Source organism: Agromyces sp. GXS1127, assembly GCF_050565425.1.
Taxonomy (GTDB): domain Bacteria; phylum Actinomycetota; class Actinomycetes; order Actinomycetales; family Microbacteriaceae; genus Agromyces.
The window spans coordinates 170,827-196,115 of the sequence record NZ_JBOCIG010000005.1 but is presented as its reverse complement, the minus strand read 5'-3'; the positions used below and the strand labels follow the sequence as shown (position 1 = coordinate 196,115).

Sequence of the window (25,289 nt, the reverse complement as noted above, 5' to 3'; positions counted from 1 at the left end):
CGCACCCCCGATCGGCGCCCCACCCCCGCGGAACCCGATCTCGGCACCACGCCGCGCCGGAGGCGAGCCCCAGTTCCCCGGCGCGCGCCACGAGACGCCCGTCGGACGCCACGCGCCGACCCGCGCGGACGGCGCGACGAGAGGAGTGGCAGTGCCCGATGCCGCCGGCGGCCATCCGGCCACGTCGCCGCTCGTGCTCCCCATCGTCGAGACCCCGACCGACGACCAGCTGATCGCCTCGGCACGCGCGGGCGACGGATTCGCCGCGACGAGGCTCTGGCATCGGCACGAGTCGGCCGCCGCCGCAGCCGCCGCCGCGACGCCCGGCTCGGCCGACGTCGAGTTCGTGGTCGAAGCCGCGGCGGCCCGGTTCTCCGCATCGATCCTCGCGCCCGAGGCGCCGGTCGGGGCCATTCGGCCGCACGTGCTCGCAGCCGTGCGCGAGGCCGCCGCCGCCGCGGACGGGCGCGGCGGGGCCGATCCCGACCGCGCATCGGCCCTGCTCGCACCCGAGGAGTGGTATCGCGCCGACCTGCCGACGGGCCTCGACGACGGCGAGGCGATCGCGGTCGCGTTCACCTCCCTCGGCACCGCCGCACAGGAGGCGCTCTGGCTCGCCGAGATCGACGGCCTCCCGCCGGTCGAGCTCGCCGCCGAGCTCGGACTCGCCCCCGCCGAGACCGAGGGTCTGGTCGCCACCGCTCACGAGGGCCTGCGCAGCGCGTGGGTCCGGCAGACCGTGGCGGCAACCCCCGCGGGCGCGGAGTGCGACGGCGTCCTCGCCGAGATCGGCGCGCCGGGCACGGGCGGGCGCCGGGTCCCGGGTCGAGTGCGCCCGCACGTCGACGACTGCGACGGATGCCGCGCCGCGGCGCTGCCCGCCGCGGACCTCGCACACCGGCTCGTCGGGACGATCCCGCTGCTCGTGCTGGGCGGGGCCTCCGGCATCGGGTTCCTCGAGGCGACGCGCACCGGGTCGTCGGCCGAGGTCGTCGCGCCGGTCCCGGCGCTCGGCAGCGGACGCGCGGGATTCGCGGTGCCGGGCGTCGGCGCCGCCGCCGCAGCGGCCATCGCGACCGCGCCCGCCGCGACATCGACCGTGGCCACCGCCCCGGCGAGCGGCGCCCCGACCGGCGTCGCGGCGACGATCTCGCGCCTCGGGGACGCGTTCGGGCGACTTCCGCGCGCCGTGCTCGTCACGGCGTCGGCGACGCTCGCCACCGCCGCAGCAGCCGTCGTGGTCGTCGCGGCGATCTCCGGCGGAACTCCCGGACTCGGCTCGCTCGGCTCATCCGTCACCGCAGGCGGCGGCGCCGACATCTCGGCGCCTCCCGAGGGCATGGCTCCTCCGGAGATCATCGCGACGGACGTACCCGACGGCGTGCCCGACGGCGGCGTACCCGACGGCGTGCCCCCACCCGACGGCGTCGTACCCGACGACGCCGATGCCGCTCCGCCGAGCCAGACGTCGCCCGACGCCGCGTCACCGTCCCCCGAAGCGGATGCGCCGGTCACCGGGGAGCCCGGAGCCGATCCCGACTCGTCGACGCCTCCGGCCCCCGAGCCGGGTACCCCGCCGGTCGCGACGCCCGGCGAGGGCGTCTCCACCCCCGTCGTGGATCCCGAACCAGGTCCGGGGCTCGGATTCACCGTGGGCGAGCCGGGCGACGCGGGTTGGCGCGCGCTCATCGTCACCGGCCCGCCCGGTGCGGAGTTCGCGATCTTCGACAACGGGAAGGTGCTCCTGGAGGGCAGGCTCGACGAGGCGGGCACGGCGAGCTTCGCCATCCGCGGTTCGGTCGCCGGACTCACCATCGGCTACAGCTCGACGTCCGTCACGGCAGGGGACGGCGGCGCGGTCGACAGCCTCACCGCCAGGTCGTCCGGAGCGCGGACGACCGGACCCGATCGACGCCTCGTCGCGACGGACTGACCGACCGACCCGGGTCGTCGGCGACACCACCGCGTCGATACCGAAGCGGCGCGACGGCAGGGGCCGGGACTCGGAGTGCTCGACGAGCTGACGGCGCACCCGTTCCCGATCCGCGTCCGCCCCCGTAGACTCGGGTCTCCATGCTTTCGCAGGCGATCGGGGGACGCTCGTGCAGGAGAAGGACATCGTCGCGACCGGGACCGGGCCGAGCCGGCGCGCGGTCGCCAGGGCAGCCGCATGGAGCGTGCCCGTGATCCTCATGGCAGCTCCTGCCCCGGCGTACGCGGCCAGCGGGGGCGGGGCCCCGGGCGGCGTGACGCTCGCCTCCGTCGTCGGCAGCTGTTCCGGAACCGGACCGAACGGCACGATCACCGTCACACTCCCGAACCTGCCCGTCGGATCGCAGGTACTGATCGCGCTCACCAACTCGGGCCAGGGCGGGTTCTCTGCGACACCGGACTTCACGCCGACCAGCCAGAGCGGCACGACCTATGTCATCACCGGAGCGGGCGCCGATTTCACGGGCTCGTTCGCCATCGCGTTCACGCTGAACCCCAACCAGCAGGGCACCGTCACAGCGACCGTGACCGCGATCTCGGGAGTCACCGTGCTGGGCGACACCACCGGCTTCGTGACCAAGCGCCGCGACGGACACAGCAACAGCTACAACCAGTGCTCGGCGGGGTGATCGGCTGACGCCCGACCGACGCCGTCGCGCGTCGGCGCCGAGGCGTTCGGAGCGCGGCCGCCACCGCGAGGCGGGCGCGACCCCGCCCACGTCGGTCCTTCCCACGCGTCCCCGCCGTCCCTACCATGACGACATGATCGCGTCATCGCAAGCCGTGCCGGCCGGGGATCCGTCGCCCGGCGGGGTCGCCGTCGCCGTCGAGGCGCCCGTCGGGCGTCGCGTCGCCGTCGAGACCGAGGCGGTCGTCGGCGGCCTCATCGCCGCAGGCGTCACCGGCCTGGTCTCGGCATTCGTCTTCGCGGGCGACGTCTGGCCGCTCTGGGGCGGGTGGTCGGTCGGCGCGGTCGCCGCGCTCGGCGTGCTCGCCGGCGGCATCCTGCTCGGCGCGGTCGGCTACTGGCGCTCGCGGAACCTGCCGGGGCAGGAGTGGCGGCATGCGCTGCGGCCCTGGAAGTTCTCGCTCGACGTGGCGACCGTCTCGACGGTCCACGGCATCATCGCCGCGATCCTCACGGTCGTCACGTTCACCATGCTGCAGCGCAGCTTCGAGGGCCTCGTGGTCGACGGCCTGACGGGCACCGGCGCGGTCGCGGCATCCGCCGGCCTCGCCGGGTACTGGATCTTCCTGTCCGTCTCGGCGATCACGACGAACCGGCTCGCCTCGCTGCTCGTGTTCTTCATGGCCTCGGCCACGCTCGCGAGCATGGCGACCGCCCAGGACCCGCAGTGGTGGGAGTACCACTTCAGCCAGCTCGGTACCGCGAACGACTTCTCGAGCGGGCTCTTCAACCTCGCCCTGATCGTGGCCGGCGCATTCGTGACGACCTTCGCGCTGTACGTCGACCGCGACCTGGCGATCCTCGTGCAGCAGGGCGTGCTGAGGCGGGCGTGGGCGCCGAGGTTCATCTCGATCGCGTTCATCGTCATGGGCGTCATGCTCGCAGGCGTCGGCGTGTTCCCGTTCGACGTGAACCTCGCGCTGCACAACACGTGCGCGATCGGGATGTCGCTGTCGTTCCTCACGCTGCTGCTGACGTCGCCCTACACGCTCGCCGGCATGCCCGGCCGGTTCTTCTGGTTCTGCGGCGGCGGCGCCGTGCTGCTGCTCGGCGGTGCGCTGCTCTTCGAGCCCGTCGGGTACTACAACCTCACCGCGTTCGAACTGCTCGCGTTCGCGACGATCTTCGGCTGGATCTCGGTGTTCATCCGGTTCGTGAACGCGCTCGCGCGCCACGACGTCGCCGTCTCGTACGACGGGGGCTACTCGGTCTGACCGGCCTCGTCGGGCAGGACCGGCTCGGTCGCGTCGGCGTGCCGTGCCGCGATGGCGCGCGCCCGACGCGTCGCGAACTCGATGAGCACGAGGAGGCCGACGACCGCGAGCACGCTGGCGACGGCGGCGACCGGATCCCGCTGCGCGGCCTGGATGATCGCGTTCACCGTCGCGAGCCCGAGGATGCCGTAGAGCGTCGCCCACATCGCCCCGCCGACGACGAGGGCAGGGAGGTACTTCACGAGCGGCATCCGCAGCACGCCGGCGGCCAGGTTCACCGCGGTCTGGAAGCCGACGGTGAGGAACGACAGCGCGACCACCGGTGCGCCGAACCGCTCGATCACGGCCTCCGCGCGCGCGAGCTGCGGCGCCATCCGCCCTCGCCGCTCGAGCAGGCGCTTGACCCCCTCGCGCGAGCCGCGCCCGAGCGCGTAGGTGCCGCCGGCACGGAGGAGCACGATGACGAACAGTGCGGCGATCGCCGCAGGAAGGGGCCAGCCCTCGAAGATCTCCACCACACCGCCCGTCGCCGTCGTCGACCGCGAGGGCGGCGACCGCCGCCCGGACGTCGCGGTCGTGGATGACCACGAGTCTATCGCCGTGGACCCTTCAGACCCCGGCCGGGCCCCGATACTGTCGGACCTGAACCTCTGGAGGCACCACCATGACGCGCAACCCGGTCAAGCTCATCGCCGAGGGCTTCTCGCCCATCCCCTCGCTCGAGGTCTACGACGCCGTCCGGGTGTCGGCCGTGGACGAGTTCGGCGGTGGATCGGGCGGCGCCGGGCTCGATGCGATCGGCGTGCTCGTCTTCGACGAGGGACCGCTGCCCGAGGGCATCGGGCTCGACCGCGACGCGCTCGCGCGGGCCGGCTTCGAGGCGAAGGCGGGGCAGGTGCTGATGCTGCCGCAGCCCGGGCACAGCCTCATCGTCGTCGTCGGCGGCGGTTCCGAGGCCGAGGCGACCGAGGCCACGCTGCGCGATGCGGGTGCCGCGTTCGTCCGGGCGGTCAAGAAGGCGACGACGGTCGGGCTGCGCGTGCCCTCGGTCGGGTCGACGGATGCCGCGGCCGCGGCGCGTGCGCTGACCGAGGGCGTGCTGCTCGGTCGGTACCGGTACGACGCGCTCAAGGCCGAGGCGCGCGAGCCCGCGCTCGAGCGGGTCGAGTTCCGTCTCGACGGCGTCGAGACCGGAGCGGCATCCGACGGGATCGCCGAAGGAGTCGCGACGGCCCGAGCCACCGCGATCGCGCGCGACCTGGCGAACACTCCGCCGAGCCACCTGACGGCCACCGACATGGCGGAGGTCGCCGAACTGCTGGGCGGCCGATTCGGGTTCGACGTCGAGGTCTTCGACCGCGCGCAGCTCATCCGGCTCGGGTGCGGCGGCATCCTCGGCGTCAACGCGGCGAGCGCCGAGGAGCCGCGCATGATCGTGCTGCACTACGACCCGGACGGCGACTCGACCGGTCATCTCGGGCTCGTCGGCAAGGGCATCATGTACGACTCGGGCGGCATCAGCCTGAAGCCGAGCGACCCGATGCACCTGCTCATGAAGATGGACATGGGGGGCGCGGCCGCCGTGCTGGGCGCGTTCACCGCGCTCCGCGACCTCGGGGCGACCGCGCGCGTGACGGGCTGGCTGATGTGCACCGACAACATGCCGTCGGGGTCGGCGTACAAGCTCGGCGACGTGCTCACGGCGCGCGGCGGCACGACGGTGGAGGTCAAGAACACCGACGCCGAGGGCAGGCTGGTGCTCATGGACGGACTCGCGCTCGCGCGCGAGGAGGGCGTCGACGCGATCGTCGACATCGCGACGCTCACGGGCAGCGCGCTGCGCGCGCTCGGGGAGACCCACTCCGTCGTGCTCGGCACCAGCCAGCCGCTGGTCGACCGACTCGTCGAGGCCGGCGACGCGACCGACGAGGCGACCTGGCAGTTCCCCCTCGTGCGCAAGTACCGCAAGCTCCTGGACTCGGACATCGCCGACATCGCGAACATCGGCGGCGTCAACGCGGGCGCCACGACGGCGGCGCTGTTCCTCGCCGAGTTCGTCGGCGACACCCCGTGGGCGCACCTCGACATCGCGGGCACCATGAGCGCCGACGGCGACGACGCGTGGCGGTCGAAGGGCGCGACGGGCTACGGCGCTCGCCTGCTCGTCGAGCTGGCGAAGGGGTTCACGCCGGTCGGGTGACGGATGCCGCGGACCCGGGCGCGGTTCCGGGCCGCCGGCTCGGCCCTCGGCGACGGAGGCCGGGCGGGCCGACCGTCGGCGTCAGTCCGCGGCGGACCCGCGCGCGCCGGACTCGCCCGCGCCGGATCCGGCGGCGCCTCGGCTCGCGGCATCCGGCAGCGCGGCCTCGATGGCCGCGATGATCTCGGGGTCGTCGGGCACGGTCGTCGGCCGGAAGCGGCGGACCTCGCCGTCGGGGAGCACGAGGAACTTCTCGAAGTTCCAGGACACTCGTCCGGCCCTGCCGGAGGCATCCGCCGCCTGCTTCAGCTCGGTGTAGAGCGGGGCCTCGCCGCGGCCGTTGACCTTCACGCGGTCGAGGATCGGGAACGTGATGCCCCAGGTGGTCGAGCAGTACTCGCTGACCGCCTCGTTCGAGGAGAGCTCCTGGAGGAACTGATTGCTCGGGAAGCCGAGGACCGTGAAGCCGCGGTCGCCGTAGGTGCGCTGCAGTTCCTCGAGCTGCTGGTACTGCGGCGAGAGCCCGCACCGCGAGGCTACGTTGACCACGAGCCTGACCTGGCCGGCCCAGTCGCCCAGCGTGCGGGTCTCGCCCGACATCGTCTGGAACGGGATGTTCTCGAGATCGCCCATGCGTCGCTGCTCCTCCTCGGCGTCGGTGCCTCCACGCTAACGCCGGGGGCTGGGAGGCGGCTCCCAGTTCCGGGGCGCCGTCTCCGGTTGCCGAACAGGTCTCCGGGGCCCCGCGCGGCGCGACCCGCCGGTCGCGTCAGTGCGTCGCACGCGCCAGGTAGACCGCCTCCGTGCGGCTCGAGGCCCCCAGCTTGCGCAGGATCGCCGAGACGTGCACGCTCGCCGTCTTGCCGGAGATGTAGAGCCGCTCGCCGATCTGGCGGTTGCTGAGGCCCTCGGCGATGAGGTCGAGCACCTGGCGCTCGCGCGCGGTGAGCTCGGCGACCGCGTCGGCCGCGTCGTCGGCGCCCGCCACGCCGGCGGAACCCTGCTCGGTGTCGCGGTGCGTCGCGCCGTCGAGGGCGAGGCCCGCCTGCATGGCGACGCGCGCGGTGCGCGTCTGCACGGCGGTCACGCCGCCCTCGACCGCGCCGTCGAACGCCTCCTGGAGCGCGTCGCGCGCCGCCTGGCGGTCGCCGGACTCGAGCAGCGCCTCGCCGATGCGGAGGAGCGCATACGGCCGCAGGAACCGGGGCGCGGTGTCGGCCGCGGCCTGCTCGGCGGCGGCCCGCCACGCGGCGCCCGTCGGGGTCAGCTCGGCGTCGACGAACGCCTTCCAGAGCGGATGGGTCGGCCAGAACGACAGCCGGTCGATGAGCGCGCGGATCTCGGGGTCGGCCCCCAGGATCTCGTCGGCCTCGGCCTCCGAGACGCGCGCCGGATCGGCGCGGACCGCGGCGACCACCCGGGCGAGCGCCCACAGCAGCGGCTCGGCGTAGCCGGCGAGCGGCAGCACCTCTTCACGGAGCACGCCCCGACCGTCTCGCCAGGCCTGCGACAGGTCGCCCACGGCGAGCGCGATCTCGACGGCGACGCGGCCGACGCCGAGCCGGGTCTGCATCTCGACCTGCATGACGGGCGCCATCGCCGGGCGCACCTGCCGGAACATCGCGGCCGCGTGCTCGGCGTCGCCGCGCCAGACGAGGGCCCAGAGCTTCGCCCGCTCGAGGTAGGTGCGGACCGGCCCCGGCGGGTCGAGCGCGAGTGCGCGCTCGATGAGCGCGTCGGCCCGCTCCCACTCGCCGAGTGCGAAGAGGGGATCCACCGCGTTGGAGGCGAGGATGACGCCGGAGCTGCGCTCGACGCCCTGGGCGCGTGCACGGGCGAGCCCCTCTTCGGCGAGCCGGACGGCCTCCGGGAAGTCGCCCACGAGGTAGCGCAGGTCGGAGGCGTTGACCCAGTAGCGCAGCAGCGCCGCCCCGTCGCCCTCGGCGAGCTCGCGCGAGCGCTCGATGTCGCTCAGCGCGCGATCGACCTCGCCGCGCGACGCGCGACTCACCGCGCTGATGTTCATGGCGACCGACGCATACCGCGCGAACCCGAGCGAGCGCGCGAGCTCGTACGCGGCGTCGGCCATCTCGACGGCCTCGTCGAGACGGGCCTCGATCATCAGCCGGCCGGCGAGCCCGGTCATGACGGTCGCGCGGAGCTCCTGCCCGGCCTCGTCGTCGTCATCGGGGATCGCGGCGAGCGACTCCTCGAGGATCTCGATGGAGCCGCCCCGGCCGACGTTCGCCAGGTACAGCGCCTTGTCGCGCAGGAGCCGGGCGTACTGCGGGTCGCTGCGCGGGCACTCGGCGAGCGCGAGCTTGATCATGGCGACGCTCCGCTCGCCCTCGCCGGCGTGGCGCAGCTGCGAGGCGGTGCGGCCCATGAGCTCGAGCTTGGTCATGCCCGCGATCCGTTCGGCGTCGGGCACCGTGTCCCACAGCTCGAGGGCGCGTTCGCCGAGCTGCGCCGACGTCGCGTAAGCCACGGCGGCGCGCGCCTCGCGCATCGCCTGGATGGTCGCCGGGAACGCCCGCACCGGGTCGCGCGCACCCAGCCAGTGGTAGGAGATCTCGGCCGCCAGGCGACGGCTGCCCGCCTCGGCCCGCGACTCGTAGGCCTCGGCGTAGCGCGCGTGGAACCGGGCCCGCTCGCCGGGCAGCAGGTCGGCGAGGATCGCCTCGCGCACGAGCGCGTGGCGGAACGCGTAGTCGTCGCCGTCGATCACCAGCACGCCGTAGGTCACGGCCTCGCGTGCCGCCGCCTCGAGCGCCTCGTCGCCGCCGCGGTGCACCGCCGCGAGCAGCGAGTGCGGCACGCGGACGCCCCCGGTCGAGAGCAGCCGCAGCAGCTCCTGCGCGTCGTCGGAGAGCCGTTCGTAGCGAGCGAGCAGCAGGTCGCGCAGCGTGCCGGGGACGAAGCCCTCGTCACGGCATCCGTCGATGCCCACGAGCTCCTCGACGAAGAACGGCACGCCGTCGCTCCGACGGAAGACGGCCTCGAGCACGCGGTCGCTCGGTGCCTCGTCGTCGATGAGGGTGCCGACGAGCGCACGCACCTCGGCCTCGGTCAGCCGCTCGAGTTCGCGGCGCTCGACCCAGCGGTCGCGCTCGGCCTCGGACAGGAAGAGGCGCAGCGGGTGGCCGCGCGTGACGTCGTCGGTGCGATAGGTCAGCAGCATGAGCAGCCGGCTCGAGCCGAGCGAGCGCAGCAGGAAGCGCAGCAGCGCGAGGGTCGCGGCATCCGCCCAGTGCAGGTCTTCGATCACGAGCACGATCGGCAGGTCGTGCGACAGGGTCTCGAGCAGCACCGCGACGGCCTCGTGCAGCTGGCCGCTGCCGGCGCCGCCGGGCGTGATCACGATCTCGCCGGCGGTCACGGCCTCGGATGCCGCGAGCTCGGGCAGCAGCGCGAGCAGCGCCGCACGGCCCGGGCCGACGGCCTCGAGCGCGCGCTCGGAGCCGACGTGGGCGACGAGCTGGCGCAGCGCGCCCTTGATCGGCGCGTACGGCGCCGCGACCTCGCCGAGGTCGACGCACTGGCCGACGATCAGCCGGACGTCGGGCCCGAGGCCGGCGATGAACTCGGACACGAGCCGGGACTTGCCGATGCCCGCCTCGCCGCCGATCACCGCGGTCGCGGGCGTGCCGGCGCGCACGGCGTCGAGCAGGCTGTTCAGCCACTCGAGCTCGGCGTCGCGGGCGATCATCGTGGGGCTCGACGAAGAGCTGGTCACGCTCATATCGTCCCACGCGCCGACGACAACGGCGTCGGCCCCCTGAGGCCGACGCCGTGACGTGGTGTCCGAGGATGCGGCGGCGCCGACGTCGTGCGCCGACGCACCGCCGCCGGTCGCGCTCACCGCGCGAACTGGGGCAGGTGGAAGCGGCGGTGCGTCGCACGTTCGCGACCCGAGCCGCGCACCTTCGCGGGCCGCTCGGCCTCGCGCTCGGCCGCGGCATGCGCGTACGCGATCCGCTGCTCGGAGCCGAGCAGGTTCACCTCGTGCACCTGCTGTGCGACGAACCCTGCTGCGTAGTCCATGGTGTCCTCCTGGTCTGTCCGATGATCCGAGGCTCCGCCCTGAGGTGGTGCCGGTTCATCGGGAGATCTCCCTATTTCCGTGCTGCGGGGCCCTGAGGCGGTCCTCGGGGCCCCGCTCGGTCGGATGCGGATGTCCGGGTCGCTCCGACCTCAGTGCGACAGGGTGGGCATGCGGTGGTAGCCGTCCCTGCGGAACTGGACCGCCGACGCGACCACGGCCCCCACCGTGATCAGCCCGAGCACGAGCATCGCTGCGAACATCACGCACCTCCTTCCGTTCCCCTCGTGGTTTCCCCTCGGTCCTCCTCGCCCGGGCTGAGACCCCGGCGATGAGACGATCGTGCGCCCTGAGGCATCCGTCGCCCATCGGGCGTTCTGCCTATTTCCGTCGGTCCCGGCGGTCTGAGGTCCTCAGGCCGCCGGCTCGGACGCCTCGTCGAGCGTGGCCGGAGGCGACGCGCGCGTCGCCAGCGCGAGCACCGATTCCGGCACGGGCGTGCCCTCAGGGGTGAGCCCTGAGGCGATCGGCGCCCCCCAGCGCCGTTCGAGCGGCAGGACGCCGGCCCAGCTCCCGTGGTCCTCGCCGTCGCCGGCCTCCTCCGACGGCCCGCCCGAGCGCTGCTTCATGACGACGTCGTCGAGCGCGAGCCGGAGCACGCGCGTCGCGGCGACCTCCTTGCGGCGCATGCCGCGCACCTCCGCGGAGCGGCCCGGCATGAGCCGGTCGGAGAGCGCCAGCAGCGCGGCATCCGCCTCATCCTCGGGCACCGCCTCGAGCACGCCCTGCACCGTCGCGCTGCGGTAGTTCATCGAGCTGTCGAACAGCGAGCGGGCGTAGACGAGGCCGTCGAGCGCCGTGACCGCGAATGCGACGGGCGTGCGGGCGGATGCCGCGCGGAGCGCGAACCCTCCCCCGGTCGAGCCGTGCAGCACGATGTGCTCGCCGACGCGCGCGTAGCCCATCGGGACGACCACCGGCACGCCGCCCGCGACGACCGCGAGGTGCCCGACGAGCTCGGTGTCGAGCAGCTCGTGCAGGGCGAAGCGGTCCACGGTCTCGCGATCGGGGAGGCGGCGGATGCGTCGGGGCGGGGCGGACGGTCTGGCGTCGTCGACGGCGGGGTCGCTGGTGATCATGCGACCAGTGTGCGCGTCCGGCTGGTATGGTGAGCAGACCAGTTCCCGTGCAATCGGACAGTCCAGTGAGGATGCGATGGACGGACCGCTGCTCACCATCGACCGAGCCGACGACCGACCCCTCGGCGTGCAGCTCGTCGAGGGGCTGCGACGCGGCATCCTCTCCGGCCTGCTGCGGACGGGCGACCCGCTGCCGTCGACGCGGTCGCTCGCGGCCGAGCTCGGCGTCGCCCGCAGCTCGGTCGTCGCCGCCTACGACCAGCTCGCCGGCGAGGGGTACCTCGAGGTGCGGCAAGGTGCGCCGACGCGCGTGGCGCCGCTCGCCGCGCCGCCCGGCGGTCGACCCGACCCTCCGGTGGCGGCGGTCACCGCGGGCGAGGCCTCCGCGGCGCCCTCGACCGCCGTCCGCGCGGACGGCGACGGGGTCCGCGAGGCGGCGCGCACCGGAACGGATGCCGCGGCCGTCGACCTGCGACCCGGGCGGCCGTCGACCGCACGGCTCGACGAGCGGTCCTGGCGCGCGGCCTGGCGGACTGCGGCGCGCGACGCCGTGCCCGACGACACCCCGCCCGACTTCGGCTCGCCGCGGCTCCGGGCCGAGATCGCCGAGCACCTCAGGCACGCGCGCGGCGTGACCTGCTCGCCCGACGACGTCATCGTCACGGCGGGCACGAGCGACGCGATCGCGCTGCTCGCGTCCGCGCTGCGGATCCTCGTCGGCGGCACGCCGCGCGTCGCCGTCGAACACCCCGGCTACCCGTCGGCGCGGCGCGTGCTCGAGCGCCGCGGCGCCCTCGAGACCGTGCCCGTGCCCGTGGACCGCGACGGCATCGAGGTCGCGGCGCTCCGCGGCATCCTCCCCGCCCCGCACGCCGTGCTCGTGACGCCGAGCCACCAGTACCCGCTCGGCGGACGGCTGCCCGTCGCGACCCGACTCGAGCTGCTCGAGTGGGCCGAGGCATCCGGTGCGCTCGTGTTGGAGGACGACTACGACAGCGAGTTCCGCCACGTCGGTCCGCCGCTGCCCGCGCTCGCCTCGCTCGACCGGTCGGGCCGTGCGGTGCTCGTCGGCAGCTTCTCGAAGGTGCTGACGCCCTGGCTGCGCCTCGGCTACCTCGTGCTCCCGGCGAACCCCGCGCTCCGCGCGGCGGTCGCCGCCGTCCGCGCCGACGAGACGTGCCCGGTGCCGGGCATCGCGCAGGCGGCCATGGCCGAACTGCTCGCGAACGGGGCCGTGCGGCGGCACATCGCCGCCGCACGGCGCGACTACGCGCATCGCCGCAGGCTCGTGATCGACGCGCTCGACGGCGTCGACCGGGCGCCGCTCTCGGGCCTCGACGGCGGCCTGCACGCGGTCGTCGGCCTGCCCTCGCACGCGGCGGCGGAGCGCGTGGTCGCCCGGCTCGCGATCGACGGCGTCCTGGTCGCGCCGCTGTCGGAGTACTCCGCGATGCCGGGCGAGGGCCCGTCGGGCATCGTGCTCGGGTACGCCTCGCCGCCCGACTCGCGCCTCGCGGGCGCGCTCGCACGTGTGCGGGAGGCCGTCGCCGAGGCCGTGCGAACCCTTCCCTCGGCGCGGCGCCTTCGCTAGCCTGACCTCGCCGGCGGTCCCGAACACCGCCGCGACTCGGGGGCGGAATGCGTCATCGGCGACCCGGAACACCTGCGGCCCTGCTCGCAGCCGGACTCCTCTCGACCTGCGGAGCGCTCACGCTGCTCGCGGGCTGCGCGCCGCCCGAGGTGATCGAGGCCGCGCCCGTCACCGTCACCGCGACCGTCACCACGACGGCGACCGCCACCGTGACCGTGACCGCCGAACCGCCGACGCCCGACCCGGGCGCCGCCCCAGCGCCAGACCCCGTGCCGAACGCCCCGGCGCCCGTCTACGAGTGGGGGCCTGCGGTCGACGATGGCCCGATCCCCGGCGCGACCGGGTCGCCCGAGCTCGACGGGAGCGGCGAGCCCGAGCGGTACGCCGTCGTCGCGGGCGACAGCTTCTTCGACATCGCGCAGCGGTTCAACCTGCCGCAGCAGCAGCTGCTGCGCATGAACCCGCAGATCTACGACTACGGCGAGACGGTCTACATCGGCCAGGTCATCAACCTCGACTGGGAGAAGGTCGGCATCGAGTGACCACGGTCACGGCGGCCACGAGGCATCCGCTCGGCCCCTGATCGTCGTGAACGGATGCCGCGGCCCGACCGGGCGCGTACCGTTGACGACGTGCTGACTCCTCCGGTGACCGAGAAGCGACCGACCGAACGCAGCCACCACGGCGACGTGGTGATCGACCACTACGAGTGGTTGCGCGACAAGGAGGACCCGGCGGTCATCGCCCACCTCGAGGAGGAGAACGCCTACACCAAGGCGAAGACGAAGCACCTCTCGCTGCTGCAGGAGCAGGTGTTCGAGGAGATCAAGGCCCGCACCAAGGAGACCGACCTCAGCGTGCCGACGCGCGAGGGCGACTGGTGGTACTACTCGCGCACGGTCGAGGGGCTGCAGTACGGCATCCACTGCCGCGTCGCGGCTCGCGCCGCCGATGACTGGGAACCGCCCGCCATCCCCGAGGACGGCTCGCCGCTCCCCGGCGAGCAGGTGTTGCTCGACGACAACGTCGAGGCCGAGGGCCACGAGTTCTTCTCGCTCGGCAGCTTCGACGTGACCGCCGACGGCACGACGCTGCTGTTCGGCGTCGACGTCGAGGGCGACGAGCGGTACACGATCCGGCTGCGTTCGCTCGACGGATCGGGGCGCGAGTTCGCCGACGAGATCCCGGGGACGGCCGCGGGCGCGCTGTTCGACCCGAGCGGGCGCTACGTCTTCTACACGACCGTCGACGACGCCTGGCGGCCGGACACCGTCTGGCGGCACGAGGTCGGCACGCCCGCCGCTGCCGACGTGCAGGTCTTCCACGAGCCCGACGAGCGCTTCTGGCTCGGCGTCGGCCTCACGCGCAGCCGCCGCTACCTCGTGCTCGAGGCCGGCTCGCACGTCACGAGCGAGTCGTGGCTGCTCGACGCAGCCGACCCGACGGGCGAGTTCCGCGTCGTGTGGCCGCGCCGCGACGGCGTGGAGTACGACGTCGAGCACGTGGTGGCCGGCGGTCGCGACCGCCTCCTCGTCGTCCACAACGAGGGCGACGCGGTGGACTTCGAGCTCGTGAGCGTCGCGGCCGACGATCCGCAGGGCGACCGGCGGATGCTGCTGCCACACGATCCGCGCATGCGCATCGAGGCCGCGCACGGCTTCCGCGACTTCGTCGCGCTGGAGTACCGCCGCGACGGGCTGCCTCGGGTCGCGATCGCGAGGGTGCCGCCGCAGGGCATCCCCGCCGACGCGACCCCCGACGACACGCTGCACGAGCTGACCTTCGACGAGGAGCTCTGCTCCGTGGGCGTCGGCGCCAACCCCGACTGGGAGCAGCCGTCGCTGCGGATCGGCTACGGCAGCTTCGTGACGCCGTCGATGGTGATCGACGTCGACGTGGCATCCGGCACGCGCACCGTGCGCAAGCAGCAGCCGGTGCTCGGCGACTACCACCCCGAGCGGTACGCGCAGAAGCGCGAGTGGGCGACGGCACCGGATGGCACGAAGGTGCCGATCTCGCTCGTCTACCGGCACGACCTCGTCACGCTCGGCGAGCCCGCGCCGACGCTGCTCTACGGCTACGGCTCCTACGAGCACGCGATCGACCCCGCGTTCGGCATCCCGCGGCTCTCGCTGCTCGACCGCGGCATGGTGTTCGCGATCGCGCACGTGCGGGGCGGCGGCGAGATGGGCCGGCTCTGGTACGAGCACGGCAAGAAGCTGCACAAGAAGCACACGTTCACCGACTTCATCGCGGCGGCCGAGCACCTCGTCGACCGCGACGTCACGACGCCCGACCGCCTCGTCGCGCAGGGCGGTTCGGCCGGCGGGCTGCTCATGGGCGCCGTCGCCAACCTCGCGCCGCGACTCTTCGCCGGCATCGTCGCCGAGGTGCCGTTCGTCGACCCGCTGACCTCGATCCTCGACCCGTCGCTGCCGCTCACCGTCATCGAGTGGGACGAGTGGGGCAACCCGCTCGACGACCCAGAGGTGTACGCCTACATGAAGTCGTACGCGCCGGTCGAGAACGTGCACGCCGTGGGCTACCCGCGGATCCTCGCGATCACGTCGCTGAACGACACGCGCGTGCTCTACGTCGAGCCCGCGAAGTGGGTGGCTCGCCTCCGGGAGGTCGGCGCCGACCCGCTGCTGAAGGTCGAGATGGCGGCCGGGCACGGCGGCGTCTCGGGCCGCTACGCGGCCTGGCGCGAGCGGGCGTTCGCGAACGCGTGGATCATCGACGCGGCGGGGGCGCACCCGAGCGGGGAGTAGGGGTCGCCGCTCGTTGGAGTGCGCGGAGTTCGGCAGGATGTCGACGCACGGCGCCTGAACTGGGGTCGCGGATGTCGGCGGGCGGGAACAGACTGTGCGGCATGTCGTTCGTCACCGAACTGAGTGAGCGGATGCCGCAGCGCGTACACGCGCCCGGCACCCCCGAGTACGAGGCCGGCGCCCACGTCTTCCACGGCCAGGGCACGCCCGATGCGGTCGTGCGCCCGACCTCGGCGACCGAGGTCGCCGAGGCCGTCCGCTCCGCCGTCGCTGCGGGCGTGCCCATCACGGTCCGCGCGGGCGGGCACGGATCGGATCCCGCGACGGGCGGTCTCGTGATCGACCTCTCCGGTCTCGCGGCGATCGACGTCGCCGACGGCGGGCTCGTCCACGTGGGCGCCGGCGCCCAGTGGGGCGACGTCGCGGCGACCCTCGCCCCGCACGGCCTCGGCATCACCTCGGGCGACACGCGCGACGTCGGCGTCGGCGGGCTCGCACTCGGCGGCGGCATCGGATGGCTCGTCCGCATGCACGGGCTGACCGCCGACATCGTGCGGGAGGTCGAGTTCGTCACCGCGGCTGGTGACGTGCTCACCCTCGATGCGGACCGCCACCCCGACCTGTTCTGGGCCGTGCGGGGCGGGGGCGGCAACTTCGGCGTCGCCACGCGCTTCACGTTCCAGGCGGCCGAGGTCGACGGCCTCGTCGGCGGGCACGTGATGTTCGACCAGTCCGACCCGCGCGCCGTGCTCGGCGCCTGGCGCGACGTCATGCGCGACGGGCCCGACGAGCTCAACTCGACGCTGCTCGTCATGCCGCAGCTCATGCCCGAGATGCCCGCAGGGCCTCAGCTCCTGGTCGCGCTGCAGGGCTCCGAGGAGGAGCTCCGGCGGCTCCTCGAGCCCCTGCTGTCGCTGCCCTCGGTCACGGACGTCGCGCTCGGGCCCGTCGAGTACCCCGACCTGCTCGAAGACGGCCCGCCCGGCAAGCCGCCGTTCGAGATGGTCGGCGGCAACGGCTTCGTGCCCGACCTCTCCGACGCGGCGCTCGACGCGTTCATGGCCACGCTCGACCACGCCCTGCCGACGATGCTGCTCCTGCGCGGGCTCGGCGGCGCGTTCTCGCGCGTCGCGACGGATGCCACCGCGATCGCGCAACGCGACGGGCAGGCGCTCTTCGCGGTGAACCGCCTGGTGCCTGACGGCGCCGGGCCCGACGCGTTCGCGTCGGCCCACGACGGGGTGCCGGCGGCGATGGCGTTCACGAACGGCCGCTACTCGAACTTCACGCCGGAGTTCGGCGACGACATCGTGACCGAGATCTACCCGCCGGACACCCTCGCGCGGCTGCGAGCGATCAAGCGCGAGGTCGACCCTGACGACGTCTTCCGGGCGAGCCACCACATCACGCCATAGCACTCGCGCCGCTGCCCGCAGCCGCGTGCGGGTGCACGTGGCGCATGCGCAGCCGCTTGTCCGCGGCGTCCACGGCGATGTGGACCGGCATCGAGGCGAGTGCGACCGCCCAGCCGGCGAGCGGCGGGTTCGCCTGGCCGAGGATCTCGGCCACCGTCGGCTGCAACAGCACCACGAGCGAGAACGCGAGCTCGACGAGCACGCCGACGACGAGCAGGCGGTTGGTGAACCATCCGAGCGCCCCCGGCCACTTCGTCGACGAACGGCAGGCGAACGCGTTCGCGCTCTGCGCGAGCACGACCGTCATGAACGCCGCGCCCGAGGCCGCCATCAGGTCGGGCCCGGTCGGGAAGGCCTCCCCGGGGCGCCAGCCGAGCGCGACCAGCGAGACGACGAAGGCGGTCATGGTGAGCAGCGCCTCGAGCGGTCCGAGCACGCCGAACGCTCGGCGCAGCACGGTGCCGTTCATGAGCCGCCCGCCCACGGGCGGGCCCTCGAGCAGGTGCTTCGCGGGCTTCTCCGCACCGAGTGCGACGGCCGAGAGCGTGTCGGTGCCGAGGTCGAGCGCGATGATCTGCAGCACGCCGAGCGCGAGCGGGAACTGGCCGCCCGAGAGTGCCCACACGACGAACGGCGTGAGCTCGGCGACGTTGTCGGTCAGGTGGTAGGTCAGGAACCGTCGGATGTTGACGTACGTCGCGCGGCCCTGCTCGATGCCCGCGACGATCCCGGCGAACGAGTCGTCGAGCAGCACGAGGTCGGCGGCCTCGCGCGCGACATCCGTCCCGCCCTTGCCCATCGCGACGCCGATGTCGGCCTCGTGCAGCGCCGGGGCGTCGTTGACGCCGTCGCCGGTCATCGCGACGACGTGCCCCCGCCCGCGGAGGGCACGCGCGATGCGCAGCTTGTCCTCGGGCGAGACGCGTGCGACGACGACGCCGTCGTGGTCGAGCACGGCGCCGAGGTGCTGGTCGTCGGCGGGGAGGTCCTCACCCGAGAGCACGGGGGCGTCGGGCGTGCGGAGGCCGACCTCGTCGGCGATCGCCTGAGCGGTGGCCGGGTGGTCGCCCGTGATCATGGCGACGCGCACGCCCGCACGGCGGCACGCCCGCAGCGACTCGGCGATGTCGTCGCGCGGCGGGTCCTGCAGGGCGAGCAGCCCGATCAGCCGCAACCCCTCCTCGGCCTCGAGCTGGGTCGACGGCGTGCGGCCCGAGCGCGGGGTCGCGGCGACGGCGATGACGCGCAGCCCGCGCCCGGTGAGGTCGTCGACGACGGATGCCGCGTCCGCGAGCGTCGCCCCCGCACCCGCCGCCCCGCCATCCGCCGCGTTCCGGACCTCCGTGCACCGGGGCAGCACCGTGTCGGGCGCGCCCTTGACCAGGATCTCATCGGCGAGCACGACCGCCATGCGACGCAGCTGCGAGTCGAACGGGAAGCGCAGCACCGGCGGCGTCGCGTGTCGGTCGGCGTCGGTGTCGATGCCGAGGCGGCGGCCGAGTGCATCGAACGCCGCCTCCATCGGGTCGCCGTGCGGGTGCCACGCTCCCGCGACCTCCTCGACGTAGCCGGTCGAGCATCGCACCGCGGCGAGCGCGAGCGAGCGCACCGAGGGTTCGGCCTCGGGCGAGGTCCAGGCCAGCGCGGCATCCGGGCCGTACCCGCCGCCGTCCACGGCGAGTTCCCCGGCCGGCGTCCACGCACGCACGACCGTCATCTCGTTGCGCGTGAGCGTGCCCGTCTTGTCGGTGCAGATGAAGGTCGTCGAGCCGAGCGTCTCGACGGCCTCGAGGTTCCGCACGAGGATCGAGCGCTTCGCCATCCGCTCGGAACCGAGGGCGAGCGACAGGGTGACCGTCGGCAGCAGCGCCTCGGGGACGAGGGCGACCGTCACGCCGATCGCGAAGATGAAGGCATCCTGAAGGGGGTTGCCGACGAGCGTCGAGATGATGAGGAACAGCAGGCCGGCCCCGATCGCGATCGAGGCCGTCAGGCGCACGACCCCGCGGAGTCCGCGCGTGAGGGGCGTGTCGGGCGCGGCGGTGGTCGTCATGCGCGCGATGCCCGCGAGCCGGGTGCGCGCACCGGTCGCCGTCACCACGGCCTGCGCGTCGCCCTCGACGATGAAGGTCCCGGCGAAGAGCGTGGCGCCCGGGTCGACGCTCGCGGCGACGCTCTCGCCGGTGAGCATCGAGGTGTCGACCAGCAGTCGGTTCGCCTGCGTCACCTCTGCGTCCGCGGGCACGCGGTCGCCGCTCTCGACGAGGAGCAGGTCGCCTTCGACGACGTCGACCGCGTCGATGCGTCGCCGCCGACCGTCGCGGCGGACGGTCACGCGCGCGGGCAGCATCTCCTGCAGTCGGTCGGCGGCGCGATCGGCCCGCGCCTGCTGCACGACCGCGAAGATCGCGTTCACGATGATCACCGCGATGATCGCGATCGCCAGCTCGGGCAGGCCCGCGAGGAAGGCCAGGACCGCGGCGGCCCACAGGAGCAGTGCGAAGAAGTGGGTGAGTTCGCCGACGAGACGGCGCAAGACCGACGGGCGCTTCGCCCCGGGCAGGGCGTTCGCGCCGTCGCGGCCGCGGCGGCGCTCGGCGTCCGCGCTGGTCAGGCCGACGGATGCCGCGGTCCCGATGCTCGGCTCCTCCATGCGCGGCCAGCGTAGGGTGCCATGGCCGATCGGGATGGGACCGTGGTCCCGTCCCGCTCCGGTCGCGCGATCAGCCCGTGGGCGGGTCCTCGTGGAGGTCGACGTCGGCCTCGCCGAACCGCCACCCCGTGAACCGCACCTCGAGGCCCCCGCGCGTGGGCGCGCAGACCATCGGGCCCGCGGTCGCGGCATCCGCATCGAAGGGGGCGACCCGGATGGTGCGCCAGGGGCCGTCACCCGCACGCGCCCGCAACGTGACCGCGTCGCCGTCGACGCCCGAGCGGCTCGCACGCACCGTGACCACCTCGCCCGCCCAGTCCGGCACCGGTGCGAGCGACCAGTCGGAGACGCGGTTCGTGACCACTGCACCGACGTGGAGCACGCCGTCGTTCACCTCGAGGCCGGCCTTGACCCACAGCTCGTCGCCGCCGTGGAGGAAGAGCCCCGCCTGGTCGTAGAGGCCCGTGAGCGTCGAGGTGTCCACGGCGACCTCGACCGCGGCATCCGCGGGCCAAGGAGCCAGCAGCGCATGGCCGTCGTCGTGCACGAAGCCGTAGTGCGTCTCGCGCCAGAAGTCGCTGCCCTCGGCGGCCTCGACGACGATGCCGTCGCCGTCGGCGCGCACGGCGACCGGGTCGCGGGTCCAGATGCCGGCATCCCACGGTGCGGCGGGCACGGCGGCGTCGGCTGCGGATGGTGCGGTGTCGGCCTGCTCGGCCGCGTCGTCGGTCATGCCGCCAACGCTAGACCCGGCCGGTGTCAGCGCGTGCCAGGGGGTCACCGGGCGGCGACGGCCAGCAGTCGGTCGAACCCGCGGTCGCCGAGCACGCGGCGCGCGGCGATGAGCGGCTTGGCCATGCGGCCGACGGCGTAGCGCGTGCGCGGTCGGCGTGCCGAGACCGCCTTCGCCACGGTGTCGGCGATGACCGTCGGCGACGTGCCGCGTCCGTCGTAGGTGCGTCGAGTCGAGTCCACCACCGTCCGCGCGAGCGCCGCGTACGCCCCGCTTCCGCTCCGCTCGAGGATCGGCTCGGCCATCACGCCGGCCCACTCGGTGTCGATCATGCCGGGGCGGATGATCACGACGTCGATGCCGAACGGCGCGACCTCGAAGCGCAGCGCGTCGGACCACGCCTCGAGCGCGTGCTTGGTCGCGTGGTAGTAGGCGCCGAGCGGGGTGTAGATCGCGCCGCCCATCGACGAGATGTTGACGATGCGGCCCGCCCCCCGGGCACGCAGGTGCGGGAGCACGAGCTGGGTCAGGCGGGCCACGCCGAAGAAGTTCACGTCGAACTGGTAGCGCGCGTCGGCCATCGAGGTGTCCTCGACGGCGCCGTAGAGGCCGAAGCCGGCATTGTTGACGAGCACGTCGATGCGACCCGTCTCGGCGATGATCCGCTCGACCGCGCCGACGACCTGGTCGTCGACCGTGACATCCATGGCGATGACGCGGATGCCGCGTTCCTCGAGGTCGCACATGCGGTCGATGCGGCGCGCTGCGCCGTAGACGAGGTAGCCGTCGGCGGCGAGCCGCAGCGCGATCTCGCGGCCCATGCCGGATGAGGCGCCGGTGACGAGAGCGGTCTTGGCCATGATGGTTCCTCCACGTAAGTAACTGGTTGCTTACTTCGTACCCTAGACAGGCGTCGGCTACTATGTCAACAACTGCTTACTTACTTCTCAGGCAGGCCGATCGCCGATGACCCGCCTCGCGCCGGATCGGCATCCGCGAAGGAGGACCCGTGGCCAGAGATGCCGCACAGACCCGCCGCCGCATCCTCGACGCGGCACTGCTCGAGTTCGCGGAGGGTGGCTTCGCGGGCGCGCGCATTGCCGGCATCGCGGATGCCGCCTCGGCGAACCAGCGGATGATCTACGCCTACTTCGACAGCAAGGAGGGCCTGTACGACGCGGTCGCCGACGAGGTCATCGAGCGCGCGCACGCCGAGGTCCCGTTCACGCCGGAGGACCTGCCGGGCTACGCCGTCGCGCTCTTCGACTACGCGCTCGCCCACCCCGAGGTCGTCCGCTTCCAGGCCCGTCGCACCCTCGAGGCGCACGAGCCCACGCCTCGCGAGCTCGAACTCTACGGCGAGAAGCTCGACGCGATCCGCGACGTCCAGGCGTCCGGGCGTCTCGCCGTCGAGGACCCGCCCGCCGAGCTCCTCGTCCGCGTGATGGGCGCCGTCGCGGCCTGGATCCAGGCACCCACCGGTCTCCGCCCCTCACTCGCCGCCACCGACCTGCGCGCCCGCGTCCGCACCGACGTCGAAGCCGTCGTCGCGCCGGTGTCCGTCACCGCAGGCCGCGCCTGATTCGCCGCCGGCGATCGACCGCGGCGCGGCGGCGCGACCTGCCGCCACCGCATCGAGGACGGGTCAGGCGAGGGTCGCCACGTCGCAGATGAGGCACCCTGCGGGCAGAGTCATCGGGCGGGGCCGGGTCGGCATGTCGTCACGATCTGCGGGTGCTGGCGGGCATGTACCCACCGATACTGACGACGACTTCGCTGAGCCGCGGGCCGTCGGCTCGACGCCGCGATCCTTCAACCGTCGACACCGTTCCCCGCGGCGCGCAGCGCCGCCAGCCGCCGCTCCCGCATCGCGAGCCACAGCGGGAACGTGAACGCGAACGCCGTCAGCGCCGAGCCCACGATGTACGCCCACGCGAAGCGCATGCCGAGCCGACGTGACTCCACGACGATCAGGATGCTTCCGGCCACGGCGACGACGAGCAGGTCGGTCGTGATCGACGACACCGCCGGCCCGCTCGAGACCAGGTCGCCGATGAAATCGCGGCCCTCGGCGATCGCGATCGCGTTGTACGTCCACGTGCCGACGAGGCCGGCGACCGCGACCACGAGGTAGACGACGGCGAGCGGGGTCCAGTGACGCGTCATGCGCCCAGTGTGCCGCTGCATCCGCGCCCGGCGACGGATGCCACGTCCGCGCGTCAGTACTCCGGGATCAGTACTCCGGAATCGCCTCGACCGCCCGCTGCGCTTCGAGCCGCGCGAGGTCGCGCATGAGGTCGTCACCCACGACCGACATCCGCTCGGCGCGGTGCTCGGCGTAGTCGGGCTCCTCGTCGTACCGCGGCCAGCGCCGGTCGAGCTCCTGCTCGATCGCGGTGCCGAGGTCCTGCCAGGCCGCGTCGCGCGCGCGTTCGACGAACTCCGCGACGTAGGCGTCATCCGACCGCTTGGTCCAGAGCTGCTTCGCGACCGACGCGTAGACCTTCTCGCGGCGGCGCAAGTTGAGCAGGTCGTCGCGGTGGTAGTCGTGCTGGTGCTGCGAGCGCCCCTCGCGCTTGCCGGCGGCCGCGCGCTCGTCGGCGACGTGCTCGGCCGCCTCGTCGGCCTCCTGCACGAGTTCGTACAGCACGGCTCGCGCCTCGGATGCGGCGTGCTCGTCGGAGAACGGTTCGTCGGTGCGGAGGGCGTGCACGATGAGGCGGTTCTTCAGCGCCATCCGACCGGCCGACTCGGCCATCATCAGGCCTTCCTCGAGCATCTCGTCGAACGACGCCGTGCGCGCCTCGGGCAGCCGCGACCGGTCGAACGGCGCCATCTTCACCCGGCCCCGCCGACGCCACGGCCACTGGAACGCACCCAATTCCGCACCTCCTCGCGTCGCCCCTTCGAGGGTACCGAGATCGAGGTGAACGGATGCCGCGAGCTCGCGTCGGCGCTCCGCGTCAGCCCTTGACCGCGCCCCCGAGCCCCGCACCGCGGAGGAACAGGCCCTGGAACAGCAGGAACAGCACGACCGGGATCAGCGTCGAGATCGCGAGCGCCGCGAGGAACACGTCGAGCTCGGTCTGCGACTGCACCGCGGGCAGGCGCACCGAGAGCGGCTGCACGGCGGGGTCGGGCAGCACGAGCAGCGGCCAGAGGAAGTCCTTCCACGCCGCGATCACCGCGAACACCGACACCACGCCGAGGATGGGCTTCGACATCGGGAGCACGATCGACCAGAACACCCGGAACGGCCCCGCGCCATCCGTCTTCGCCGCCTCGAACACCTCGCGCGGCAGGCCGTCGAAGAAGCGCTTCACGAGCAGGATGTTGAACGCGTTGGCCGCCGCGGGCAGCCACACCGCCCAGTACGTATTGAGGAGCGACGTGCCGATCACGGGCGGATGGAGGATCGTCAGGTACAGCGGAACGAGCAGCACCACTGCGGGGATGAAGAGCGTCGCGAGCACCAGCGCGTTGAGGATCGGCGCGTACGTCGGCCGCAGGACCGACAGCGCGTAGCCTGCGGTCGTCGCGATGAGCAGTTGGAAGAACCAGGAGCCCGCGGCGACCCAGATCGTGTTGAGGAAGTACTGGTCGATGTGGATGTCGTTCCACGCCGTGGCGAGGTTCTCCCAGTCGATGCCGTTCGGCCAGAGCGCGAAGGGCGTCGACAACGTGTCCTGCGTCGGGGTCACGGCCGACTTCGCGAGCCACAGCAGTGGCCCGAGGCCGGCCACCACGAGCCCGACGAAGAGGAATCCGTGGACGAAGGTCATCGAGGCGCGCACGCTGGTGCGGCGACGGTCGGCGGGCGAGAGCACGCCCCGGTCGGCGAGGTCGTCGGTCAATTCGTGCTCCAACGTTCGGTGAGCTTGAAGTACGCCCAACTGAGGAGGGCCAGGAAGATCGCGAGCATGAGGCTGAGGGCCGTCGCCTCGCCGTAGGCACCGCCGAGGCTGTTCTGGAACGCGTAGCGGTAGATGAGGAGCAGGATCGTGAGCGTCGCGTTGTTCGGCCCGCCGCCCGTGAAGAGGAACGGCTCCAGGAACACCTGGCTCGTCGCGATGACCTGCAGGATCAGCATGATGAACAGCACGCCGCGCAGCTGCGGCAGGGTGACGTGCCAGATCTTCCGCCAGATGCCGGCGCCGTCGACCTCGGCCGCGTCGTACAGCTCCGGCGGCACCGCGATGAGCGCGGCGAGGTAGATGATGATCGAGCCGCCCGCGGCGGCCCAGGTCGCCTCGAGCACGAGCGAGGGCATCACGGTCGCCGACGACTGCAGCCACGGCTGCGGCGGGATGCCGACCCAACCGAGGATCGTGTTGAACACGCCGTCGGGGCTCGCGTTGTAGAACACCTTCCACAGCAGCACCGCGACCACGGGCGGGATGACGACCGGCAGGTAGGCGAGCGCGCTGTACAGCCCCTTGCCCCGGCGCACCTCGCTCATCATCACCGCGAGCAGCAGCGGCAGCGGGAAGCCGAACAGCAGGGCGAGCAGCGCGAAGTACAGCGTGTTCACGACCGCCGTGCCGAGGTTCGGGTCGGAGAGCACCCGCACGAAGTTGTCGATGCCGACGAACACCGGCGGCGTCACGAGGTTCGTCTTCTGGAAGCTCATGATGACCGCCTGCACGATCGGCCCCCAGCTGAACACCGCGAAGACGACGAGCATCGGGGCGACGAAGGCGAGGTTCGACAGTCCGCCGCCGCGGAGCCAGGTCATCGGCGTCCGGCGCCGCGTCCGGTGCTCGGACACGGGCCGCGGTGCCGGCGTCCGGTCGGCCGCCTCGGCGACCTCCGGGTCGGTCGTCATGGTCATCGGTGCTCCTGGGTGGGCGC

The 25,289-nt window shown here is 73.2% G+C and carries 21 protein-coding genes; 9 read left to right on the top strand and 12 right to left on the bottom strand.

The genetic code is table 11. The features are described 5' to 3' along the window. Positions 1–151 precede the first annotated feature (151 nt). The 3 genes from ACQ393_RS11170 to ACQ393_RS11160 all read left to right on the top strand — a co-directional run bounded on the left by ACQ393_RS11170 (position 152) and on the right by ACQ393_RS11160 (position 3,894). The gene (locus ACQ393_RS11170) at positions 152–1,933 is read left to right on the top strand and encodes a hypothetical protein (RefSeq protein WP_430646898.1); all 1,782 of its coding nucleotides are present in this window, start codon (positions 152–154) and stop codon (positions 1,931–1,933) included. Positions 1,934–2,102: 169 nt separating this feature from the next. Further along, a complete protein-coding gene (locus ACQ393_RS11165; protein ID WP_430646897.1) occupies positions 2,103–2,621 on the top strand; it encodes a hypothetical protein in 519 nt (172 codons plus the stop codon). A 133-nt stretch (positions 2,622–2,754) separates the two neighbouring features. Next, on the top strand, positions 2,755–3,894 hold the full coding sequence (locus ACQ393_RS11160) for a DUF998 domain-containing protein (RefSeq protein WP_430646896.1): 1,140 nt from the start codon (positions 2,755–2,757) through the stop codon (positions 3,892–3,894). On the opposite strand, the gene ACQ393_RS11155 is transcribed toward ACQ393_RS11160, so the two are convergent. After that, entirely contained in the window at positions 3,882–4,490 is a 609-nt protein-coding gene (locus ACQ393_RS11155; RefSeq protein WP_430647024.1) for a DedA family protein, read from the bottom strand. The genes ACQ393_RS11160 and ACQ393_RS11155 overlap by 13 nt on opposite strands. A gap of 68 nt (positions 4,491–4,558) precedes the next feature. Here ACQ393_RS11155 and ACQ393_RS11150 point away from each other — a divergent pair, with 68 nt between their 5' ends. After that, the gene (locus ACQ393_RS11150; protein ID WP_430646895.1) at positions 4,559–6,094 is read left to right on the top strand and encodes a leucyl aminopeptidase; all 1,536 of its coding nucleotides are present in this window, start codon (positions 4,559–4,561) and stop codon (positions 6,092–6,094) included. Between the two features lie 81 nt (positions 6,095–6,175). Here ACQ393_RS11150 and ACQ393_RS11145 read toward each other — a convergent pair whose 3' ends face one another. The 4 genes from ACQ393_RS11145 to ACQ393_RS11130 form a co-directional block, all read right to left on the bottom strand. Beyond that, complete coding sequence (locus ACQ393_RS11145; RefSeq protein ID WP_430646894.1) at positions 6,176–6,727, bottom strand: glutathione peroxidase; 552 nt, start codon at positions 6,725–6,727, stop codon at positions 6,176–6,178. Between the two features lie 136 nt (positions 6,728–6,863). Continuing rightward, positions 6,864–9,830, bottom strand: coding sequence for a helix-turn-helix transcriptional regulator (locus tag ACQ393_RS11140; RefSeq protein ID WP_430646893.1), 2,967 nt, complete (start codon positions 9,828–9,830; stop codon positions 6,864–6,866). A gap of 122 nt (positions 9,831–9,952) precedes the next feature. Continuing rightward, a complete protein-coding gene (locus ACQ393_RS11135; RefSeq protein WP_430646892.1) occupies positions 9,953–10,138 on the bottom strand; it encodes a hypothetical protein in 186 nt (61 codons plus the stop codon). Between the two features lie 411 nt (positions 10,139–10,549). Continuing rightward, positions 10,550–11,275 (bottom strand): pyridoxamine 5'-phosphate oxidase family protein, encoded by a 726-nt coding sequence (locus ACQ393_RS11130; protein ID WP_430646891.1) that lies wholly within the window; start codon positions 11,273–11,275, stop codon positions 10,550–10,552. 76 nt (positions 11,276–11,351) lie between these two features. Here ACQ393_RS11130 and ACQ393_RS11125 point away from each other — a divergent pair, with 76 nt between their 5' ends. The 4 genes from ACQ393_RS11125 to ACQ393_RS11110 all read left to right on the top strand — a co-directional run bounded on the left by ACQ393_RS11125 (position 11,352) and on the right by ACQ393_RS11110 (position 17,052). Then, a complete protein-coding gene (locus ACQ393_RS11125; RefSeq protein WP_430646890.1) occupies positions 11,352–12,866 on the top strand; it encodes a PLP-dependent aminotransferase family protein in 1,515 nt (504 codons plus the stop codon). A gap of 47 nt (positions 12,867–12,913) precedes the next feature. Further along, on the top strand, positions 12,914–13,408 hold the full coding sequence (locus ACQ393_RS11120) for a LysM peptidoglycan-binding domain-containing protein (RefSeq protein WP_430646889.1): 495 nt from the start codon (positions 12,914–12,916) through the stop codon (positions 13,406–13,408). A 54-nt stretch (positions 13,409–13,462) separates the two neighbouring features. Further along, a complete protein-coding gene (locus tag ACQ393_RS11115; protein ID WP_430646888.1) occupies positions 13,463–15,637 on the top strand; it encodes a S9 family peptidase in 2,175 nt (724 codons plus the stop codon). 101 nt (positions 15,638–15,738) lie between these two features. After that, on the top strand, positions 15,739–17,052 hold the full coding sequence (locus ACQ393_RS11110) for an FAD-binding oxidoreductase (protein WP_430646887.1): 1,314 nt from the start codon (positions 15,739–15,741) through the stop codon (positions 17,050–17,052). Here the strand turns inward: ACQ393_RS11110 and ACQ393_RS11105 are convergent. From ACQ393_RS11105 to ACQ393_RS11095, 3 genes are all read right to left on the bottom strand, one after another. Next, positions 17,042–19,705: a cation-translocating P-type ATPase gene (locus ACQ393_RS11105; protein WP_430646886.1), complete on the bottom strand. Its 2,664-nt coding sequence runs from the start codon at positions 19,703–19,705 to the stop codon at positions 17,042–17,044. The two genes, ACQ393_RS11110 and ACQ393_RS11105, sit on opposite strands and share 11 nt — an antisense overlap. A 70-nt stretch (positions 19,706–19,775) precedes the next feature. Beyond that, positions 19,776–20,438, bottom strand: coding sequence for a DUF1349 domain-containing protein (locus ACQ393_RS11100; protein WP_430646885.1), 663 nt, complete (start codon positions 20,436–20,438; stop codon positions 19,776–19,778). Positions 20,439–20,482: 44 nt separating this feature from the next. Beyond that, positions 20,483–21,298: an oxidoreductase gene (locus ACQ393_RS11095; RefSeq protein ID WP_430646884.1), complete on the bottom strand. Its 816-nt coding sequence runs from the start codon at positions 21,296–21,298 to the stop codon at positions 20,483–20,485. A gap of 149 nt (positions 21,299–21,447) precedes the next feature. Here ACQ393_RS11095 and ACQ393_RS11090 point away from each other — a divergent pair, with 149 nt between their 5' ends. Next, positions 21,448–22,020, top strand: a complete 573-nt coding sequence (locus ACQ393_RS11090) for a TetR family transcriptional regulator (protein WP_430646883.1) — start codon at positions 21,448–21,450, stop codon at positions 22,018–22,020. Between the two features lie 230 nt (positions 22,021–22,250). On the opposite strand, the gene ACQ393_RS11085 is transcribed toward ACQ393_RS11090, so the two are convergent. The 4 genes from ACQ393_RS11085 to ACQ393_RS11070 all read right to left on the bottom strand — a co-directional run bounded on the left by ACQ393_RS11085 (position 22,251) and on the right by ACQ393_RS11070 (position 25,269). Then, positions 22,251–22,604, bottom strand: a complete 354-nt coding sequence (locus ACQ393_RS11085; RefSeq protein WP_430646882.1) for a DUF2834 domain-containing protein — start codon at positions 22,602–22,604, stop codon at positions 22,251–22,253. Positions 22,605–22,671: 67 nt separating this feature from the next. After that, the gene (locus ACQ393_RS11080) at positions 22,672–23,319 is read right to left on the bottom strand and encodes a hypothetical protein (RefSeq protein ID WP_430646881.1); all 648 of its coding nucleotides are present in this window, start codon (positions 23,317–23,319) and stop codon (positions 22,672–22,674) included. Between the two features lie 82 nt (positions 23,320–23,401). Next, on the bottom strand, positions 23,402–24,292 hold the full coding sequence (locus ACQ393_RS11075; RefSeq protein WP_430646880.1) for a carbohydrate ABC transporter permease: 891 nt from the start codon (positions 24,290–24,292) through the stop codon (positions 23,402–23,404). Beyond that, the gene (locus ACQ393_RS11070) at positions 24,289–25,269 is read right to left on the bottom strand and encodes a carbohydrate ABC transporter permease (protein ID WP_430646879.1); all 981 of its coding nucleotides are present in this window, start codon (positions 25,267–25,269) and stop codon (positions 24,289–24,291) included. The genes ACQ393_RS11075 and ACQ393_RS11070 overlap by 4 nt, the downstream gene beginning before the upstream one ends. Positions 25,270–25,289 lie beyond the last annotated feature (20 nt).

Bases quoted from the DNA above. Each gene is read 5' to 3' on its own strand.
- ACQ393_RS11160 (WP_430646896.1), top strand. From the start codon at position 2,755: ATGATCGCGTCATCGCAAGCCGTGCCGGCCGGGGATCCGTCGCCCGGC.
- ACQ393_RS11150 (WP_430646895.1), top strand. From the start codon at position 4,559: ATGACGCGCAACCCGGTCAAGCTCATCGCCGAGGGCTTCTCGCCCATC.
- ACQ393_RS11145 (WP_430646894.1), bottom strand. From the start codon at position 6,727: ATGGGCGATCTCGAGAACATCCCGTTCCAGACGATGTCGGGCGAGACC.
- ACQ393_RS11135 (WP_430646892.1), bottom strand. From the start codon at position 10,138: ATGGACTACGCAGCAGGGTTCGTCGCACAGCAGGTGCACGAGGTGAAC.
- ACQ393_RS11130 (WP_430646891.1), bottom strand. From the start codon at position 11,275: ATGATCACCAGCGACCCCGCCGTCGACGACGCCAGACCGTCCGCCCCG.
- ACQ393_RS11125 (WP_430646890.1), top strand. From the start codon at position 11,352: ATGGACGGACCGCTGCTCACCATCGACCGAGCCGACGACCGACCCCTC.
- ACQ393_RS11120 (WP_430646889.1), top strand. From the start codon at position 12,914: ATGCGTCATCGGCGACCCGGAACACCTGCGGCCCTGCTCGCAGCCGGA.
- ACQ393_RS11115 (WP_430646888.1), top strand. From the start codon at position 13,463: ATGCCGCGGCCCGACCGGGCGCGTACCGTTGACGACGTGCTGACTCCT.
- ACQ393_RS11110 (WP_430646887.1), top strand. From the start codon at position 15,739: ATGTCGTTCGTCACCGAACTGAGTGAGCGGATGCCGCAGCGCGTACAC.
- ACQ393_RS11105 (WP_430646886.1), bottom strand. From the start codon at position 19,705: ATGGAGGAGCCGAGCATCGGGACCGCGGCATCCGTCGGCCTGACCAGC.
- ACQ393_RS11100 (WP_430646885.1), bottom strand. From the start codon at position 20,438: ATGACCGACGACGCGGCCGAGCAGGCCGACACCGCACCATCCGCAGCC.
- ACQ393_RS11095 (WP_430646884.1), bottom strand. From the start codon at position 21,298: ATGGCCAAGACCGCTCTCGTCACCGGCGCCTCATCCGGCATGGGCCGC.
- ACQ393_RS11085 (WP_430646882.1), bottom strand. From the start codon at position 22,604: ATGACGCGTCACTGGACCCCGCTCGCCGTCGTCTACCTCGTGGTCGCG.
- ACQ393_RS11070 (WP_430646879.1), bottom strand. From the start codon at position 25,269: ATGACCATGACGACCGACCCGGAGGTCGCCGAGGCGGCCGACCGGACG.